The 16766-nt window shown below is 61.8% G+C and carries 17 protein-coding genes; 4 read left to right on the top strand and 13 right to left on the bottom strand.

The window, feature by feature from the left end; translation table 11 throughout:
• Positions 1–86: 86 nt before the first annotated feature.
• Together ptsP and KHO53_RS11590 are read right to left on the bottom strand one after the other, a co-directional pair.
• A complete protein-coding gene (gene ptsP / locus KHO53_RS11595) occupies positions 87–2366 on the bottom strand; it encodes a phosphoenolpyruvate--protein phosphotransferase (RefSeq protein ID WP_010222141.1) in 2280 nt (759 codons plus the stop codon).
• A 22-nt stretch (positions 2367–2388) separates the two neighbouring features.
• Complete coding sequence (locus KHO53_RS11590; protein ID WP_010222140.1) at positions 2389–2868, bottom strand: RNA pyrophosphohydrolase; 480 nt, start codon at positions 2866–2868, stop codon at positions 2389–2391.
• A 140-nt stretch (positions 2869–3008) separates the two neighbouring features.
• On the opposite strand from KHO53_RS11590, the gene KHO53_RS11585 reads away from it, so the two are divergent.
• The gene (locus KHO53_RS11585; protein ID WP_010222139.1) at positions 3009–3665 is read left to right on the top strand and encodes a histidinol-phosphatase; all 657 of its coding nucleotides are present in this window, start codon (positions 3009–3011) and stop codon (positions 3663–3665) included.
• A 34-nt stretch (positions 3666–3699) separates the two neighbouring features.
• Here KHO53_RS11585 and KHO53_RS11580 read toward each other — a convergent pair whose 3' ends face one another.
• The 4 genes from KHO53_RS11580 to ilvA are packed head-to-tail and all read right to left on the bottom strand — an operon-like array spanning position 3700 to position 7420.
• Entirely contained in the window at positions 3700–4167 is a 468-nt protein-coding gene (locus tag KHO53_RS11580) for a DUF2269 family protein (RefSeq protein WP_036995374.1), read from the bottom strand.
• The gene (locus tag KHO53_RS11575) at positions 4164–5420 is read right to left on the bottom strand and encodes an SDR family oxidoreductase (protein WP_213570316.1); all 1257 of its coding nucleotides are present in this window, start codon (positions 5418–5420) and stop codon (positions 4164–4166) included. The genes KHO53_RS11580 and KHO53_RS11575 overlap by 4 nt, the downstream gene beginning before the upstream one ends.
• Before the next feature lie 15 nt (positions 5421–5435).
• On the bottom strand, positions 5436–5864 hold the full coding sequence (locus KHO53_RS11570; protein WP_159387975.1) for a DUF2269 family protein: 429 nt from the start codon (positions 5862–5864) through the stop codon (positions 5436–5438).
• Between the two features lie 41 nt (positions 5865–5905).
• Positions 5906–7420 (bottom strand): threonine ammonia-lyase, biosynthetic, encoded by a 1515-nt coding sequence (gene ilvA / locus KHO53_RS11565; protein WP_036995369.1) that lies wholly within the window; start codon positions 7418–7420, stop codon positions 5906–5908.
• 136 nt (positions 7421–7556) lie between these two features.
• Here ilvA and rpiA point away from each other — a divergent pair, with 136 nt between their 5' ends.
• Positions 7557–8228: a ribose-5-phosphate isomerase RpiA gene (rpiA, locus tag KHO53_RS11560; RefSeq protein ID WP_010222132.1), complete on the top strand. Its 672-nt coding sequence runs from the start codon at positions 7557–7559 to the stop codon at positions 8226–8228.
• Between the two features lie 92 nt (positions 8229–8320).
• Here the strand turns inward: rpiA and KHO53_RS11555 are convergent, their stop codons facing one another.
• The 4 genes from KHO53_RS11555 to KHO53_RS11540 all read right to left on the bottom strand — a co-directional run bounded on the left by KHO53_RS11555 (position 8321) and on the right by KHO53_RS11540 (position 12505).
• On the bottom strand, positions 8321–9232 hold the full coding sequence (locus KHO53_RS11555) for an SdiA-regulated domain-containing protein (protein WP_036995368.1): 912 nt from the start codon (positions 9230–9232) through the stop codon (positions 8321–8323).
• Between the two features lie 85 nt (positions 9233–9317).
• Positions 9318–10250: an SdiA-regulated domain-containing protein gene (locus tag KHO53_RS11550; protein ID WP_036995367.1), complete on the bottom strand. Its 933-nt coding sequence runs from the start codon at positions 10248–10250 to the stop codon at positions 9318–9320.
• Positions 10251–10400: 150 nt separating this feature from the next.
• Entirely contained in the window at positions 10401–11066 is a 666-nt protein-coding gene (locus KHO53_RS11545) for a fumarylacetoacetate hydrolase family protein (protein WP_010222128.1), read from the bottom strand.
• 41 nt (positions 11067–11107) lie between these two features.
• The gene (locus KHO53_RS11540) at positions 11108–12505 is read right to left on the bottom strand and encodes a D-2-hydroxyglutarate dehydrogenase (protein ID WP_213570315.1); all 1398 of its coding nucleotides are present in this window, start codon (positions 12503–12505) and stop codon (positions 11108–11110) included.
• Between the two features lie 172 nt (positions 12506–12677).
• Here KHO53_RS11540 and serA point away from each other — a divergent pair, with 172 nt between their 5' ends.
• Positions 12678–13907 (top strand): phosphoglycerate dehydrogenase, encoded by a 1230-nt coding sequence (gene serA, locus KHO53_RS11535; protein ID WP_010222125.1) that lies wholly within the window; start codon positions 12678–12680, stop codon positions 13905–13907.
• A 56-nt stretch (positions 13908–13963) separates the two neighbouring features.
• Here serA and KHO53_RS11530 read toward each other — a convergent pair whose 3' ends face one another.
• Positions 13964–14440 carry a DUF4399 domain-containing protein gene (locus KHO53_RS11530; RefSeq protein WP_010222123.1) on the bottom strand — a complete coding sequence of 159 codons (477 nt, stop codon included), beginning with the start codon at positions 14438–14440 and terminating at the stop codon, positions 13964–13966.
• Between the two features lie 225 nt (positions 14441–14665).
• On the opposite strand from KHO53_RS11530, the gene KHO53_RS11525 reads away from it, so the two are divergent.
• On the top strand, positions 14666–15436 hold the full coding sequence (locus KHO53_RS11525; protein ID WP_159387973.1) for a transporter substrate-binding domain-containing protein: 771 nt from the start codon (positions 14666–14668) through the stop codon (positions 15434–15436).
• Positions 15437–15541: 105 nt separating this feature from the next.
• Here KHO53_RS11525 and KHO53_RS11520 read toward each other — a convergent pair whose 3' ends face one another.
• Both KHO53_RS11520 and KHO53_RS11515 read right to left on the bottom strand, forming a co-directional pair.
• The gene (locus KHO53_RS11520; RefSeq protein ID WP_159387972.1) at positions 15542–16024 is read right to left on the bottom strand and encodes a 2-thiouracil desulfurase family protein; all 483 of its coding nucleotides are present in this window, start codon (positions 16022–16024) and stop codon (positions 15542–15544) included.
• 1 nt (position 16025) lies between these two features.
• Positions 16026–16658, bottom strand: a complete 633-nt coding sequence (locus KHO53_RS11515; RefSeq protein ID WP_010222120.1) for a 2OG-Fe(II) oxygenase — start codon at positions 16656–16658, stop codon at positions 16026–16028.
• Positions 16659–16766 lie beyond the last annotated feature (108 nt).

Genomic DNA, 16766 nt, shown 5'->3' with positions numbered 1-16766 from the left:
GGCAAGCCAGCTCCCACAGGGTCGGTGAATGCAGGTCCATTGTGGGAGCTGGCTTGCCAGCGATGGGCTGCAAAGCAGCCCTAAAATCACAAGGCCTTGCCCACCCCGGGCCCGATCATCCGCGCCAGGCCCAGATTCTTCAGGGCCAGCTGCAACGAACTGTGGATAACTTGCGGGTTGTCGATGCTCATGGCCTGGGCCAGCAGCTCCTTGGATTTGCTCAGGCTGACCTGACGCAGCATCCACTTCACCTTGGGCAGGTTGGTGGCGTTCATCGACAGGCTGTCGAAGCCCATGGCCATCAACAGTACCGCTGCCGCCGGGTCACCGGCCATTTCACCGCAGATGCTCACCGGCTTGCCTTCGGCGTGGGCGTCGCGCACCACGTTCTGCAGGGCCTGGAGCACCGCCGGGTGCAGGTAGTCATAGAGGTCGGCGACGCGCGGGTTGTTGCGGTCCACCGCCAGCAAATACTGGGTCAGGTCGTTGGAGCCGACCGACAGGAAATCCACCTGGCGTGCCAGCTCGCGGGTTTGGTACACCGCAGCGGGAATCTCAACCATCACTCCCACCGGCGGCATCGGCACGTCGGTGCCTTCGTCGCGCACTTCGCCCCAGGCCCGATGGATCAGGTGCAGGGCTTCTTCGAGTTCGTGGATACCGGAAATCATCGGCAGCAGGATGCGCAGGTTGTTCAGGCCTTCGCTGGCCTTGAGCATCGCGCGGGTCTGCACCAGGAAGATTTCCGGGTGGTCGAGGGTGACGCGAATACCGCGCCAGCCGAGGAACGGGTTGTCTTCCTTGATCGGGAAGTACGACAGCGCCTTGTCACCGCCGATATCCAGGCTGCGCATGGTTACCGGCAGCGGGTGGAAGGCCGCCAGTTGCTCGCGGTAGATCGCCAGCTGCTCTTTTTCACTGGGGAAGCGCTGGTTGATCATGAACGGTACTTCGGTACGGTACAGGCCGACACCTTCGGCGCCACGTTGCTGGGCGCGGGCGACATCGGCGAGCAGCCCGGTGTTGACCCACAGCGGCATGCGGTGGCCATCGAGGGTTACGCAAGGCAGTTCGCGCAGGGCGTCGAGGCCCTGGGCCAGCTGGCGCTCTTCTTCGACCACTTCGGCGTACTGCTTGCGCAGCACTTCGCTGGGGTTGGTGTAGACCTCGCCCTTGTAGCCATCGACGATCATGTCGATGCCGTCGACCTTGGAGTACGGCAGGTCAACCAGGCCCATGACGGTCGGGATGCCCATGGCCCGGGCCAGGATAGCGACGTGGGAGTTGCCTGAGCCCAGTACCGAGACCAGGCCGAGCAGCTTGCCTTCCGGCACCTCGCCGAGCATCGCCGGAGTCAGTTCTTCACTGATCAGAATGGTGTTGTCGGGATAGACCAACGACAGCTGACGGGCCTCCTGCAGGTAGGCCAGCAGTCGCCGGCCCAGATCCTTCACGTCGGAAGCCCTCTCGCGCAGGTAGGCATCGTCCATCAGCTCGAAACGATTGACGTGCTCGCCGACCACCTGGCGCAGCGCGCCCTGGGCCCACTGGCCGGTCTTGATCACCTGCACCACTTCACCGCCCAGGGCCGCGTCTTCGAGCATCATCAGGTAGACGTCGAACAGCGCGCGCTCTTCCGGGCGCAATTGGGTGGCGAGCTTGGCGGAGAGGTTGCGCATGTCTTCGCGCACCCCTTCCAGGGCGTTGTTGAACAGAAGCAGCTCGGCGTCGATGTCATCGACGGTCTTGTCCGGCACCACGTCGAGGTCGGCCGGCGGCAGCATGACCACCGCCTTGCCCACCGCAGCGCCGGGTGAACCGGGTACGCCGACGAACTTGGCCTCCTGGATACCCTTGCCCTGACGGCCCAGGCCGCGGATCGAGCCGGTGGCCTCGGCGTGGGCGATAACCCCGGCGAGCTGCGCGCTCATGGTCACCAGGAAGGCTTCTTCGCCTTCATCGAACTGACGGCGCTCCTTTTGCTGGATGACCAACACCCCGACCACGCGGCGGTGGTGGATGATCGGTGCACCGAGGAAGGAGGCAAAACGCTCCTCGCCGGTTTCGGCGAAGTAGCGATAACGCGGGTGATCGGCGGCGTTTTCCAGGTTCAGCGGCTCTTCCCGGGTACCGACCAGGCCGACCAGGCCTTCGTTGGGGGCCATGCTGACCTTGCCGATCGAGCGCTTGTTCAAGCCCTCGGTGGCCATCAGCACGAAGCGGTTGGTCTCGGGATCGAGCAGGTAGACGGAGCAGACCTGACTGCCCATGGCCTCTTTTACGCGCAACACAATGATCCCCAACGCCGTCTTGAGATCCTTGGCGGAGTTAACTTCCTGGACGATCTTGCGCAGCGTATTGAGCATGGCTCGGGGTCGAACTCCGTCGTCAGTCGCGCGCCAGCAGGCGCGGGGCAAGCTCTTTGAGAGCGCGGCGGTAAACCTCGCGCTTGAATGTCACCACCTGGCCCAGCGGATACCAATAGCTGACCCAGCGCCAGCCGTCGAACTCCGGTTTACCGGTCAAGTCCATCCGCACCCGCTGCTCGTTGGAGACCAGGCGCAACAGGAACCATTTCTGTTTCTGGCCGATGCACAGCGGTTGGCTGTGGGTACGGACCAGGCGTTGGGGTAAACGATAACGCAACCAGCCGCGGGTGCAGGCAAGAATTTCAACATCATCTCGCTCCAGCCCCACTTCTTCGTTCAGCTCGCGGTACAGGGCATCTTCCGGCGTTTCCTCGGGGTTGATACCTCCCTGGGGAAACTGCCAGGCATCCTGGTTGATCCGTCGAGCCCATAGCACCTGCCCAAGATCATTCGTCAGAATGATCCCGACATTGGGGCGAAAACCATCGGGGTCGATCACGGCAGCAACCTCGCAAACGCATGTCACGGCATTGTTCCACAAAGGTCACGAAGCCAGCAACGCGCCTGTTTACCTTATGTGCACCGTTGTGAAAAGTCCGTATTCTGTGGGACTTTTCAGATGTTATGCGAGTGACTTAAATGCGCCTGGCTTTATTCGATCTGGACAATACGCTCCTTGGTGGCGACAGCGACCACGCCTGGGGGGATTACCTGTGCGAACGCGGCATTCTCGACCCGGTCGAGTACCAGAACCGCAACGACGCTTTCTATCAGGACTACCTGGCCGGCAAGCTGGACCTCAGTGCCTACCTGAACTTCAGCCTGGAAATCCTCGCGACCACGGAAATCGCCCAGCTCGACGAATGGCATCGCGATTTCATGCGCGATTGCGTCGAGCCGATCATCCTGCCCAAGGCGCTGGCCCTGCTGAAGAAGCATCGGGATGCCGGTGACAAGCTGGTGATCATCACCGCCACCAACCGTTTCATCACCGGCCCGATCGCCAAACGCCTGGGCGTTCAGACCCTGCTGGCCACCGAATGCGAAATGGTCGACGGTCGTTTCAGCGGCCGCAGTACCGATATACCGTGCTTCCGTGAAGGCAAGGTGACGCGCCTGAACCGCTGGCTGCTGGAGAACGGCTATAGCCTGGATGACAGCTACTTCTACAGCGACTCGATGAACGACCTGCCACTGCTGGAAAAGGTCACAAACCCGGTGGCGGTCGACCCCGACCCGAACCTGCGTGCCGAAGCCCAGAAACGCGGCTGGCCAGTGATCAGCCTGCGCGATTGATGCGTGAGTGGCCGCTGCCTCCCCGGCAGCGGCCTCAGCTTGGCTTGGCGACCATCATGTAGAAAATCACCATGAACGCCAGGAACGCCGGCCAGCCCAGGCCAAACCACCAGCGCATGTAGCTGGTCGCCTTCATCGGCATCGCCACACCGTCGCGCAAGGCCTGCTCGGCCAACCTGTGCACGCGAATCTGCAGCCACACCACCGGCAGCCAGCAGATGCCGGCAAACACGTACAAGCCAAAGCTCCACATCAGCCAGCTCTGGTGCGGCGGCCACCCGGCCAGCAACACCAGGCCGATGCCGCTCAATGGCTGGAACACCGCAGTGGTCGCGGTAAATGCCCAGTCGGCGAACACCAGGTGCTTGAAGGTCGTCGCGATTACCTCGACCTTGCCGGTACGCCAGGCGCGCAGGGCATAGTAGGCCGAACCGGCACCGAGGCCGAACAGAACGGTAGAAGACAGGATGTGCAGGGTTTTGAGCAGCAGGTAAGCACTCATCGACGCGGTTCAGTCCATAGAAGCCAAAGGGTAGCCACCATCATCACCAGGTTCTTGGCGACGGCAGCGTAGGGGTCAAACCAGTAATGCGGCAGCACCACGCTGATGATCAGCGTGTAGCCGAGCATCAACAGCAGTTGCGCCTGCAGCGCCCGGCGTCGCCAACGGCGCAGCAGCAGGCCGATGCCGAGGACGAAATCGCACAGTGAGCCGGCAATTACCGCCAGGGTTGCCGCATAGCCTTGCAAACCGGCTTCGGCAAGAATACGCAGGCCCCAGTCATGGCCAGGGCCAAGGCTGACCACGGCAGTGCCCAGCCAGATCAGCACCAACACCGCCAGCATTAGCGGTCGTAACGCCAGCTGGCTGCTCTGGGCGGCGCTCGGCCAGGTTGCCAACCGCGAGGCCAGCGGCGCGCAGCGATAACCGCAGTGCCCGGCGAGGATATCGGGGTCGGCGCAATTGTCGCGCCGGGCCAGGCGCAGGCTCTGGCTGTTCAATGCCCGCCAGCCGAGGCGATCGCCAAGCCAGACCGCAGGCCGAGCGAGCATTGACGGCACTTCAAGGTAGCGGGCTGGCGCCCAGCCCTGTGCTGCACGCAGGCTATCCAATACTTGGGCCAAGGTCATTTGCTGCGGGCCGACCAACGGCACGACGCAGGGCTGCGCCGGCCACTGTCGCATCAGCGCCAGCACCGCCGCACTCAGGTCGTCGATGTGCAGGGGTTGCAACTGCGCCTTGAGGCCCAGCAGCGCAATCATTGGCCAGGGTGACAAGCGCGCCAGCCACTGGCTGCTGGTGCCGCCGGCCCCGAGCAGCAGCGACGGGCGCAGCACCACGGCCGGAATGCCCAGCCCCAACAGGTAATCGTCTGCACGCGCCTTGCTGGCCAAAAAGGGCACATCCGCCTGTTCACCGGCGCCCAGCGCAGAAATCTGCAAAACCCGCACGCCACGCTGCGCCGCCAGGTCGAACAGCGCCCGGGTGCCAATGTCCTGGGTTCGCGACAGCTGGCCTTCCTGGGTGCTGAGCACACCGGCGGCATTGATCAGCAGGTCGATACCGGCGGGAAGCGCATAGGCCGTTGGCTCCAGCGCCAGCCGGTCGAGGTCGAGGATTTGCCAGGTAACCCCGGGCAGCGACGCTGGCTGCGCATGGCGGCTGGTCGCGAAAACCTGATGGCCAGCCATGTGCAAGGCCTGCAGAAGATGGCGGCCAACGAACCCCGTGGCCCCCACCAGTAACACCTTCATGACGATCCTTATCGTTTAAACCGGCTTGGCACCCATCAGCCCGGCGATGGCGATAAAACACACACCGCTGAACACTGCCAGCGCCAGGGTGAATTTCGGGTTGCCCACGGTCGGCGCCGTGCGCAGGCGATTGACCCGCACCAGCAGCCAGAACCAGCTGAACGCACCGACGGTGTAGATCACACTGGAACCCAGCACCCAGGTCTGGCCCAACGGCCAGCCGATCAGGTGTACCAGCCACCAGCCGGTGAACGGCATGCTCACCAGGCAAATGCCCATCAACAGCCAGACAAACACCAGCGGCCGAGCCATCAGCCGCGTGTGGGCACTGGCATCACCCTTGCGGCGCGCGATAAAGGTCCAGATCGCCAGCCCCAATGCGCTGCCCAGCAGCAACACGGTGGCCAGAATGTGGGCGGTTTTCAGGGTCGTCAGCAGTTCCATTTCTTTTATCTTCCTCAGGCATTGCCCAAAAGCGTAGACGCTCAGCCCAGGAACAGCCGGTACGCCGGGTTATCGGTTTCGTCCCAGTACGGGTAGCCGATCTTGGCCAGCGCCGCCGGCACCAGATGGCGCTCATCATCCGGCACCTGCAGGCCGGCGACCACGCGACCATCGGCCGCGCCGTGGTTGCGGTAGTGGAACATCGAGATGTTCCAGCGCCCACCCAACTTGTTGAGGAAGTTGAACAGCGCACCCGGGCGTTCGGGAAACTCGAAACGCAACACCAGCTCATCGCTGACCCGCGCCGCATGGCCGCCGACCATATGGCGGATGTGCAGCTTGGCCAGTTCGTTATCGGTCAGGTCGAGGACCGGGAAGCCTTGCTCGGTCAGGCTCTGGATCAGCGCACTGCGCGGGTCGGTATCCGGATGGGTCTGCACACCGACGAAGATGTGCGCCTCGCCGTCGGCATGGTAGCGGTAGTTGAATTCGGTGATCTGGCGCTTGCCCACCGCCTCGCAGAAGGCCTTGAAGCTGCCGGGCCGCTCGGGGATGGTCACGGCGATGATGGCTTCACGGCCCTCCCCCAGTTCGGCACGCTCGGCGACATGGCGCAGGCGGTCGAAGTTGACGTTGGCGCCGGAATCGATGGCGACCAGGGTCTGCCCGGTCACCCCGTTGAGTTCGACGTACTTCTTGATCCCGGCAACGCCCAAGGCGCCGGCAGGTTCGGTGATCGAGCGGGTATCGTCATAGATATCCTTGATTGCCGCGCAGATCTCGTCGGTACTGACGGTGATCACGTCATCGACATACTGCTTGCAGATGTCGAAGGTGTGCTGACCGATCTGCGCCACTGCCACACCGTCGGCAAACAGCCCGACCTGCGGCAGTACCACACGCTCACCCGCTGCCATGGCGGCCTGCAGGCAGTTGGAGTCGTCCGGCTCGACGCCGATCACCTTGATCTGCGGGCGCAGGTACTTCACGTAGGCCGCGATGCCGGCAATCAGGCCGCCGCCGCCAACCGGAACGAAGATCGCATCCAGCTGCCCCGGGTGCTGACGGAGGATCTCCATGGCCACGGTGCCCTGCCCGGCGATGGTGAGCGGATCGTCATAGGGGTGGATGTAGACGAAGCCTTTCTCGTCCACCAGCTTCAGCGAGTACGCCAGCGCTTCCGGGAACGTATCACCATGCAGCACCACCTTGCCGCCGCGCGAACGCACGCCTTCGACCTTGATCTCGGGGGTGGTCTTGGGCATCACGATGGTGGCCTTGATCCCCAGCTCACGGGCCGCCAGGGCCACGCCCTGGGCATGGTTGCCGGCCGATGCGGTGACCACGCCACGGGCCAGTTCTTCAGCACTGAGCTGGGCCAGTTTGTTGTAGGCACCGCGAATCTTGAACGAGAACACCGGCTGCAAGTCTTCACGCTTGAGCAGGATGTTGTTGCCCAGGCGCTTGCTCAGCTGGCCGGCGGTCTGCAACGGGGTTTCGACGGCAACGTCGTAAACGCGCGAGGTGAGGATCTTCTTGACGTACTGTTCGAGCATCGGGAAAGCATCACTGAGCGGTTGGGCGAGGTTTGCGAGTCTACCCCAGCGCCCTGTCGGGCGACCACAGCAAGCCAGGGGTTTTAGCCGCTATACTACGCGCCTTCACGATACTCCTCCCCGCTTCGGAGCCCGCATGACCCAGGACCAACTCAAACAGGCTGTCGCCCAGGCCGCTGTCGATTTCATTCTGCCCAAGCTCGACGACAAGAGCATCGTCGGCGTCGGCACCGGTTCGACCGCCAACTGCTTCATCGACGCCCTGGCCAAGCACAAGACCGCCTTCGACGGCGCCGTGGCCAGCTCCGAAGCGACCGCTGCACGCCTGAAAGGTCATGGTATTCCGGTGTATGAGCTGAACACCGTCAGCGACCTGGAGTTCTACGTTGATGGTGCCGACGAAAGCGACGAACACCTGAACCTGATCAAGGGCGGTGGCGCGGCCCTGACCCGCGAGAAAATCGTTGCCGCCGTGGCCAAGACCTTCATCTGCATCGCCGACGCCAGCAAGCTGGTGCCGGTACTGGGCGCCTTCCCGTTGCCGGTCGAAGTGATTCCAATGGCCCGCAGCCACGTGGCGCGCCAGCTGGTCAAGCTGGGGGGCGACCCGGTGTACCGCGAGGGTGTGCTGACCGATAACGGCAACATCATTCTCGATGTGCACAACCTGCAGATCACCAACCCGGTCGAGCTGGAAAGCCAGATCAATGCGATTGTCGGCGTGGTCACCAATGGCCTGTTCGCGGCGCGGCCGGCGGATCTGCTGTTGCTGGGGACTTCGGAAGGGGTCAAGAGCCTCAAGGCCTGAGGTGTCTGATTCAGGGCGGCTTTGCAGCCTATCGCTGGCAAGCCAGCTCCCACAGGTTCTGCTTGTGGGAGCTGGCTTTCCAGCGATGAAGTTTACTCGGCTGGCTTCTTGAACACGTAAAACAGGTTCGGCTCGCTGACCAGGTAAATGGTCCCGGCATCGTCCATGGCGATACCTTCGGCCTGCGGCACGCTCTTCTTCAGGCCCTGAAAGCCCTTGCGCAACGACAAGGTGCTCAGCGGCTTGCCCTGCACATCCAGCTCCAGCACCAGCTGCGATTCATCCGACAGCGCCAGCAAGTGGCCGCTGCGCTCATCGAACTGCAAGCTCGACAGGTCACGCACAAACAACCGCGAATCACGCTTCTGGTCCTGCACCACATGCACCGCATACGGTTGCTCGGGGTTGTCATGGGGGAAGCCATGCACCTCGTAGATCAGCATCGGGTCGCGCTCCTTGGCCACGAACAGGCGCTTGCCGGCCGAGTCGTAGGCCAGGCCTTCAAAACCTTTGTTGCCATTGAGGCCGATACCCAGGGTCAGTTGTTCGGCATCCTTGGCATCGAGAAAGGGCGTGTTGTCGTTCAGGCGCACGCGAATCAGACGCTGCTCGCGCTCGTCGGTGATCACGTAGCTGTTGGGGCCGACGTACTCCACCGCCTCCGGGTCGCCAAAGCCGGTCAGCGGCACCCGGCGCAGGATACGCCCGTCCAGTGACAGCTCGATCAGCTCGGAGCGCTTGTTGGTCACGGTAAACAGGCTGTTGCGGTCGGGGTCGAAGGTCAGCGCCGAGATATCGTCGTCCAGGCCTTCGACAGGTTGAGCCTCCAGCACCACCTGGTACTGGTCCAGGCCAATGCTCTGCTCGAACGGCTGCCACCAGGTCTTGAGGTTGAACCAGCCGCGCTCGAACAGGCGGTACTGCTGCCCGGCCGCGGTGACCAGAAGCAAGCCGAGCAGGCTCAAAACCAGGAAAATCAGGGGCAGGCGAATGTAGCGACGCATTCAGGTGGACTCAGTAAGTGACAGCCTGAATCTTCCCACACTCAACTGAAGTGAAACTTAATCCTGAAGTAGGAAAAGTCTGAAATCAGGGCTTGTTAAAACGATAGAACAGGTTCGGCTCACTGACGATGTACAGCGTGCCTTTGTCGTCCATCGCCACGCCTTCGGCTCGCGGGATACGCTTGTTCAAGCCATTGAAACCGCCCAGCAGAGTCATGAAGCTGACCTGCTCGCCCTTCTCGTTCAGCTCCAGCAGCATGTTCGAGTCAGCGGACAGCACCAGCAGGTGCCCGGTACGCGGATCGACGCCCAGGGCCGAGAGGTTGCGCAGGTCCAGCTCGTCGCTTGGCAGCGGCTGCTTGTCGCCAGTCAGTGGGCTATGGCCGTCGCTGCTCCAGGTGAACAAGGCCGGCGGCCGCTCTTCACCAAGGATGATGCGCTGTTGCATAGGGTCCCAGGCCACGGCTTCGAAGGCTTTGTTCTGGTTTTCCGAAGGGCCGAGGTCGTATTGCGGGAAATCGGCGATGTTCAGCGATTGGGTGTCGGCATTGAGGGTGACGATGGTCATCTTGTGATCGCGCTCGTCGACAATCGCCAGGCGCCCGCCCTCCAGCACTGCAACCCCTTCAGGATTGCTCCAGCCCACCAGCGGCATTTTGCGCAGCACGTCGCCTTCAAGGGTCAGCTCAACCAGGAAGGGATTCTTGCCCATGACGGCGAACAAGGTTTTGCTCACCGGGTTGTAGGACAGGTCAGAAGCTTCATCATCCTCCATGCCCGGCAGCACCTTGGCATCGATATTGACCTGGTAATCCGGCAACCAGATGCTGGCCTGCTGCTCGACCTTGCTTTCGAAACGCTCCTGCAACCAGAGCAAGCCACGGTCATCCCAATGCATGGCAATCGCCACGCCGTAGCCGATGATTGCCGCGGCTGCCGCCCAGGTGGACCAGCGCAAGGCCAGGCCACGTTTGCGCGCAGGCGGCACGGAATTGCTCGAAGGTAGGGGAGTGGCCATGAAGTTTTGCTCTTTTTGCCAGTTGATATCACGTAACCGGCGCGTTCGCAGAGCCAGGTCCGCACGCATTATCCGGATCGGTTGTGAAAAAAATGGCAAAACCGACAAGCCGCATGGCAGCCGACAATACTGGCTGCCATGCCAACATGGTTAAAGCACCTGGCTTTCGAAACGACTGACGCCTGGCAGCTCCACCACCAGCTTGTCGCCCGGATTGAGCGGGCCAACCCCGACCGGGGTACCGGTGAGAATCACATCACCGGCCATCAGCGAGAATTGCGTGGCCATGTGCTGGATCATCGGCACGATCGGGTTGAGCATCAGTGCGCTGTTGCCGTCCTGGCGCACTTCGCCGTTGAGGGTCAGGCGGATGCCAATGTCGGTCAGGTCTTCAAAGGCGCTGACCGGCACGAACGGCGGCAGCACGCAGGCGCCATCGAAGCACTTGGAGCGCTCCCACGGCAGGCCTTTTTCCTTCAGCTGTGCCTGCAGATCGCGCAGCGTCAGGTCCAGGGCCGGGGCGAAGCCGGAGATAGCGTCGAGCACTTCTTCTACGGTCGGGTTGGTAGACAGCGACTTGCCGAGCAACACGGCAATTTCTGTCTCGTAATGCACCGAACCGCGCTCAGTCGGGATCTTGAAGCCGCTGTCGAGCGGCACCACACAACTGCCCGGTTTGATGAACAACAGGGGTTCGGTCGGGATCGGGTTATCCAGCTCTTGGGCGTGCTCGGCATAGTTGCGCCCGATGCACACCACCTTGCCCAGGGGAAAGTGAATACGCGTGCCGTCTACATACTGGTGCTGATAGCTCATTGCCGACTCCTGGCGCTATTGGATGCTCTTGTGCCTGTGGCTTACTCGACAGCGAAGATCTTGCCCGGGTTCATGATCCCGTTGGGGTCGAACGCCGCCTTCACTGCTTTCATGTATTCGATCTCAACCGGCGAGCGACTGTAGGTCAAGTAATCGCGCTTGGTCATGCCCACGCCGTGCTCGGCAGAGATCGAGCCGTTGTACTTCTCGACGGTCTCGAACACCCACTTGTTCACCGTCGCGCACTTGGCAAAGAATTCGTCCTTGCTCAGGTTCTGCGGCTTGAGGATGTTCAGGTGCAGGTTGCCGTCGCCGATATGGCCGTACCAGACCACTTCGAAATCCGGGTAGTTATCCGCGACGATCGCGTCAATATCCTTGAGAAACGCCGGCACTTTCGACACGGTCACCGAAATATCGTTCTTGTACGGGGTCCAGTGCGAGATGGTTTCGGAGATGAACTCGCGCAGCTTCCACAGGTTCTGCAACTGCTGTTCGCTCTGGCTCATGACCCCGTCCAGCACCCAGCCCTGCTCCACGCAGTGCTCGAACGTGGCCAGGGCGTCATTGGCCACCTCCTCGTTGCTGGCTTCGAACTCCAGCAATACATAGAACGGACAGTCGGTCGCGAACGGCGCCGGCACGTCGCCGCGGCCCATGATCTTGGCCAGGGCCTTGTCGGAGAAGAACTCGAAGGCGGTCAGGTCGAGCCTGGCACGAAACGCGTGCAGCACCGGCATGATCGAGTCGAAGTCCGGCGTACCGAGGACCATGGCCGTGAGATTGTTCGGCGCCCGGTCCAGGCGCATGGTGGCCTCGACCACAAAACCCAGGGTGCCCTCGGCGCCAATGAACAGCTGACGCAGGTCGTAGCCGGTGGCGTTCTTGATCAGGTCCTTGTTCAGCTCGAGCACATCGCCCTTGCCGGTGACGACCTTGAGGCCGGCGACCCAATTGCGGGTCATGCCGTAGCGAATAACCTTGATTCCGCCGGCATTGGTGCCGATATTGCCGCCAGTCTGACTGGAACCTGCCGAAGCGAAGTCCACCGGGTAATACAACCCCTTTGCTTCGGCGAAATCCTGCAACTGCTGGGTAATCACCCCCGGCTGACAGACCACCGAGCGGTCGAATTCGTTGAAATCGAGAATCTGGTTCATGTAGTCGAAGGCCACGACCACTTCGCCATTGGCCGCTACCGCCGCTGCCGACAGCCCGGTTCGGCCGCCCGACGGCACCAGGGCGACCTTGTGCTGGTTGGCCCAGCGGACAATAGCCTGAACCTGTTCGATGCTCTTGGGGAAGACGATGGCCGAAGGCGCCGGCGCGAAGTGCTTGGTCCAGTCCTTGCCGTAAGCGTCAAGGGAGGCCGCGTCGGTCAGCACCTTACCGGGCTCTACCAGAGTCATCAGTTCATCAATCAGCGCAAGATCGGTCATCGATAGAACTCTCGAACTATTCATAGTCACCCTGAGCACACTTCACGTCCCAGGGATGGGCGTATCGGGGGGTACTCATGCTAGCATACGCCCCCCGCTGATCGTGCTTCAGGCCGATGCTGCGAGAGCTTCACTTCCCTGCCATTTTTCTCCGGGACACAGGTTTACGCAGATGAGCAAGACTTCTCTCGATAAGAGCAAGATCAAGTTCCTTCTTCTCGAAGGCGTCCACCAATCCGCCGTGGACGTCCTCAAGGCCGCCGGGTATACCAGCATCGAGTACCTCACCGGTTCTCTGCCCGACGCTGAGTTGAAAGAAAAGATCGCTGATGCCCACTTCATCGGCATCCGCTCGCGCACTCAACTGACCGAAGAGGTTTTCGACTGCGCCAAGAAACTGGTCGCTGTCGGCTGTTTCTGCATCGGTACCAACCAGGTTGACCTGAACGCCGCTCGTGAGCGCGGTATCGCCGTGTTCAACGCGCCGTACTCCAATACCCGTTCGGTGGCCGAACTGGTGCTGGCCGAAGCGATCCTGCTGCTGCGCGGCATCCCCGAGAAAAACGCTTCCTGCCACCGTGGTGGCTGGATCAAGAGCGCGGCCAACTCCTTCGAGATCCGTGGCAAGAAGCTGGGCATCGTCGGCTACGGCTCGATCGGTACCCAACTGTCGGTCCTGGCCGAAGGCCTGGGCATGCAGGTGTTCTTCTTCGACCCGCTGACCAAGCTGCCATTGGGCAACGCTACCCAGGTCACCAGCCTGCACGAGCTGCTGGGCCTGGCCGACATCGTCTCGCTGCACGTGCCTGAGCTGCCATCCACCCAATGGATGATCGGCGAGAAAGAAATCCGTGCGATGAAGAAGGGCTCGATCCTGATCAACGCCGCCCGCGGTACCGTGGTCGAGCTGGATCACCTGGCTGCGGCCATCAAGGACAAGCACCTGATCGGCGCCGCCATCGACGTGTTCCCGGTCGAGCCACGCTCCAACGACGAGCAGTTCGAAAGCCCGCTGCGCGGCCTGGACAACGTGATCCTGACCCCGCACATCGGCGGTTCCACCGCTGAAGCCCAGGCCAACATCGGTCTGGAAGTGGCCGAGAAGCTGGTCAAGTACAGCGACAACGGTACTTCCGTGTCGTCGGTCAACTTCCCTGAAGTGGCCCTGCCGGCGCACCCGGGCAAGCACCGTCTGCTGCACATCCACGAAAACATTCCGGGTGTACTCAGCGAAATCAACAAAGTGTTCGCCGAAAACGGGATCAACATCTCCGGTCAGTTCCTGCAGACCAACGAGAAAGTCGGTTACGTGGTTATCGACGTTGACGCCGAGTACTCGGACCTGGCGCAAGAAAAACTGCAACAGATCAAGGGCACCATCCGTTCCCGCGTTCTGTTCTAAGTTTTCCGTGCGACAAAAAAGGGAGGCCGTGATGGCCTCCCTTTTTTATGCCCGCCTTACTTGACGGTAACGGTGATCTTCTTCGACTCGACACTCGGCTTGAACGGCACGTGGAACTTGTCGCCCAGCACCAGTTGCAGGGTGTGCTGGCCCGGGGTCAGGGTCAGTTGGACTTCGGTCTGCGCCTTGCCGAAGTGCAGCACTTGCGGGCCCGCCGGCAGCGGTGCGTTGTTTTCCGGCAGCAGGCTGGTTGGCAGCACCTGGTCGGCCGCAGGCTGCTTGTCGACATCCACCAGCAAGTGGTGGTGGCCGGTATGCGGAGTAGCATCACCTGCCGGTTTGAGCTCCATGCCCTCGATGCCGAACTTGACGGTGAAGGTCTTGTCGACCGTAGCGCCATCGGCCGGGGAAACGATGAAGACCTTGGCGTCTTTTGGCGGCTCCTGGCTTTTCAGGCCATCGGCGGCCGCGGCAAAGGCCGAGACACCCATCAGCAATCCGGCGACGGCTGCACGCGAAAATAGGCTTTTCATTCACTTCTCCTGTGTTTTACTTCAATAACGTTTGCCACTGAACGAACGGCAACGGTGGATTACCATAGTCCAAATGCGTCAAAACATGTTTAACAACGGGAGAGAAAAAATTTCGCCACCGGTTAAACATCCTCCACCTGACGTGGTCCTAAGTTGTGCTCGACCGTGACAACAACAGAAAGTCGCGGCGACTCGATTTCACTGCCAAGCATTCAAGGGGCTTAAATGCGTTTTGCCATTGGGGTACTACTTGCCACCCTCCTCAGCCCATGGGCACAGGCCGAGCTGATCGACGACGTCAATGACCGCGGTGAACTGCGCATTGCCGTAGAAGCCAACATGGCGCCGTTCAACTTCAAGGACAAGAACGAGAAACTGAGCGGTTTTGAAGTCGAACTTGGGCAATTGCTGGCCAATGAGCTCGATCTGCGCGCCGACTTTGTCGTGGTTGAATCCAAGGATTTGCTGGCAGGTGTTGAAAGCGGTAGCTACGACATCGCAATCAACCACGTCGCCGCCACCCCGGAACTCAAGGAGCGCCTGGATTTCAGCGAACCCTACGCCTACTCCAGCGCCCAGTTGATTGTACGCAAGGAGGAAAAACGCCCGCTGAGCACCCTTCAAGCGCTCAAGGGCCATAGCCTGGGCGTCGTTCAGGGCAGCCAGTTCGCTGAGCAGGCGCGAGTGGTTGAAGGCGTGGACCTGCGCAGCTACCCGGATGCATCGCAGCCGATCAAGGATGTGGCCAACGACCAGATCGATGCCGCCATCAGCGACCGTTTGCTGGTGCCTTATGCCATTCGCGACAGCCAGCAGCCCGTAAGCAAAGGCGCCACGGTCGGCCCGACTCTGAGCCTGGCGATTCCGTTCCAGAAGGGTAACCCCGCGTTCCAGAGCGCTGTGGATAACGCCCTGCAACGAATCAAGGCCGATGGCCGGCTGAGCGAGTTGTCGCAGAAGTGGTTCGGGATGGATGCGAGCAAGCCGCCGAAGTAATCGATAGGGGCTGCTTTGCAGCCCATCGCTGGCAAGCCAGCGCCCACAGGTACTGCAAGCACTGGACCTTGTGGGAACTGGCTTGCCAGCGATGAGGCCTGCAGATCAAAGTTGCTTTAACGCCAACTCCGCCGCCTCAAGCTCCAGCTCACTGAACACCTGTAGCCCCTCCCGGCGCAGCAGCGCCGTGGTCACGCCCTCGCCCGCCACTTTGGTGCCGCTGAACGTTCCGTCATAAGTCAGCGCATTGCCGCACGACGGGCTGCCGGACTTGAGCACGGCAATCCGGATGCCATGGCGGCGCACCAGCGCCAGCGCCAGCTGCGCCCCGGCCAGGAACTGCGCACTGACATCCTCGCCCGTGACCGTCAGTACCTGTCCATCACCCTCAAGCACCGCCGCCCCCTGCCCACCGGGGATCTCTGCCGGCGGCCGTGGCGTTGGCAAGCCGCCCGCCACTTCAGGGCACAATGGCACCACACGCCCTTCGGCCTGCCACTGCTGGAGCAAATCCGGATGGCCACTGGCGCGCCCGTCATAGCGCACCAGCTGGCCGAGCAGGCAAGCACTGACCAGGACCTTGTGCATCTCAGAACGGCTCGTTGCCACGGCGGCGGAACCAGCCGGTAAGCGACAGGCGATCGCGCCGAGCCGGCAGCACCTCATGGGGGACTTCGCCGGACAGGAACACCACCAGGCACCCACCGATCGGCTGCACGTCATGCTCGACGTCGCCCCTGAGGGTCATGCGCAACTGACCACCGTGTTCGGGCTGCCAGCCCTCGTTGAGGTAGATCACTGCCGAGACCATGCGCCGGTCGTCATCGCGAAAGCGGTCGACGTGCTTGCGGTAGAAAGCACCAGGCGGATACAGGGCGAAATGGCACTCGAAGTCCTCAAGGCCGAGGAACAAGCCGCGATTAAGGGCTACGCGCAGGCTGTTCATAAGCTCGAGGTAGTGGTCGCAAGGCTCGGCCTGGCCGGGTTCCAGCCACTGGATATGGTCGCCACGGATGCCCTCGCGGACCTCCTGGGCAACGCCCCGGCCCACGGCTGCTGGCGCAAGCTCGCCCTCGGCGGCGCGTTTGCGGCACTCGGCCGCCAGCGCCAGGGTCAGCGGCTCTGGAAGAAAGGTATCTTGCTGCGACCAGCCACGGGTGGCCAGGTCGTCGACGATGCGCAACAGCAGGGGGTCATCAGGGGATATGTGCATGTCGCGCATAGTATCGATCTGCCGCGAAATCCGACAGCGCCACTTGGCCGAGAGTGTGCAATGGCTTCTCGACAAAGCCCCGCCATGGCAAGGACAATAGCGCCCTGCCGACAGGAG

It is taken from the genome of Pseudomonas sp. RC2C2 (assembly GCF_018390435.1).
Classification (GTDB): Bacteria; Pseudomonadota; Gammaproteobacteria; order Pseudomonadales; family Pseudomonadaceae; genus Aquipseudomonas; species Aquipseudomonas donghuensis.
This window is presented reverse-complemented; position numbering and strand designations above follow the sequence as displayed.

Coding starts and splice junctions, on each gene's coding strand:
- KHO53_RS11570 (WP_159387975.1), bottom strand. CDS start 5,864: ATGGAACTGCTGACGACCCTGAAAACCGCCCACATTCTGGCCACCGTG.
- KHO53_RS11575 (WP_213570316.1), bottom strand. CDS start 5,420: ATGAAGGTGTTACTGGTGGGGGCCACGGGGTTCGTTGGCCGCCATCTT.
- ptsP (WP_010222141.1), bottom strand. CDS start 2,366: ATGCTCAATACGCTGCGCAAGATCGTCCAGGAAGTTAACTCCGCCAAG.
- KHO53_RS11545 (WP_010222128.1), bottom strand. CDS start 11,066: ATGAGCTATCAGCACCAGTATGTAGACGGCACGCGTATTCACTTTCCC.
- ilvA (WP_036995369.1), bottom strand. CDS start 7,420: ATGCTCGAACAGTACGTCAAGAAGATCCTCACCTCGCGCGTTTACGAC.
- KHO53_RS11555 (WP_036995368.1), bottom strand. CDS start 9,232: ATGCGTCGCTACATTCGCCTGCCCCTGATTTTCCTGGTTTTGAGCCTG.
- KHO53_RS11530 (WP_010222123.1), bottom strand. CDS start 14,440: ATGAAAAGCCTATTTTCGCGTGCAGCCGTCGCCGGATTGCTGATGGGT.
- KHO53_RS11585 (WP_010222139.1), top strand. CDS start 3,009: ATGCGCCTGGCTTTATTCGATCTGGACAATACGCTCCTTGGTGGCGAC.
- KHO53_RS11515 (WP_010222120.1), bottom strand. CDS start 16,658: ATGCGCGACATGCACATATCCCCTGATGACCCCCTGCTGTTGCGCATC.
- KHO53_RS11520 (WP_159387972.1), bottom strand. CDS start 16,024: ATGCACAAGGTCCTGGTCAGTGCTTGCCTGCTCGGCCAGCTGGTGCGC.
- KHO53_RS11525 (WP_159387973.1), top strand. CDS start 14,666: ATGCGTTTTGCCATTGGGGTACTACTTGCCACCCTCCTCAGCCCATGG.
- KHO53_RS11540 (WP_213570315.1), bottom strand. CDS start 12,505: ATGACCGATCTTGCGCTGATTGATGAACTGATGACTCTGGTAGAGCCC.
- rpiA (WP_010222132.1), top strand. CDS start 7,557: ATGACCCAGGACCAACTCAAACAGGCTGTCGCCCAGGCCGCTGTCGAT.
- KHO53_RS11550 (WP_036995367.1), bottom strand. CDS start 10,250: ATGGCCACTCCCCTACCTTCGAGCAATTCCGTGCCGCCTGCGCGCAAA.
- KHO53_RS11580 (WP_036995374.1), bottom strand. CDS start 4,167: ATGAGTGCTTACCTGCTGCTCAAAACCCTGCACATCCTGTCTTCTACC.
- serA (WP_010222125.1), top strand. CDS start 12,678: ATGAGCAAGACTTCTCTCGATAAGAGCAAGATCAAGTTCCTTCTTCTC.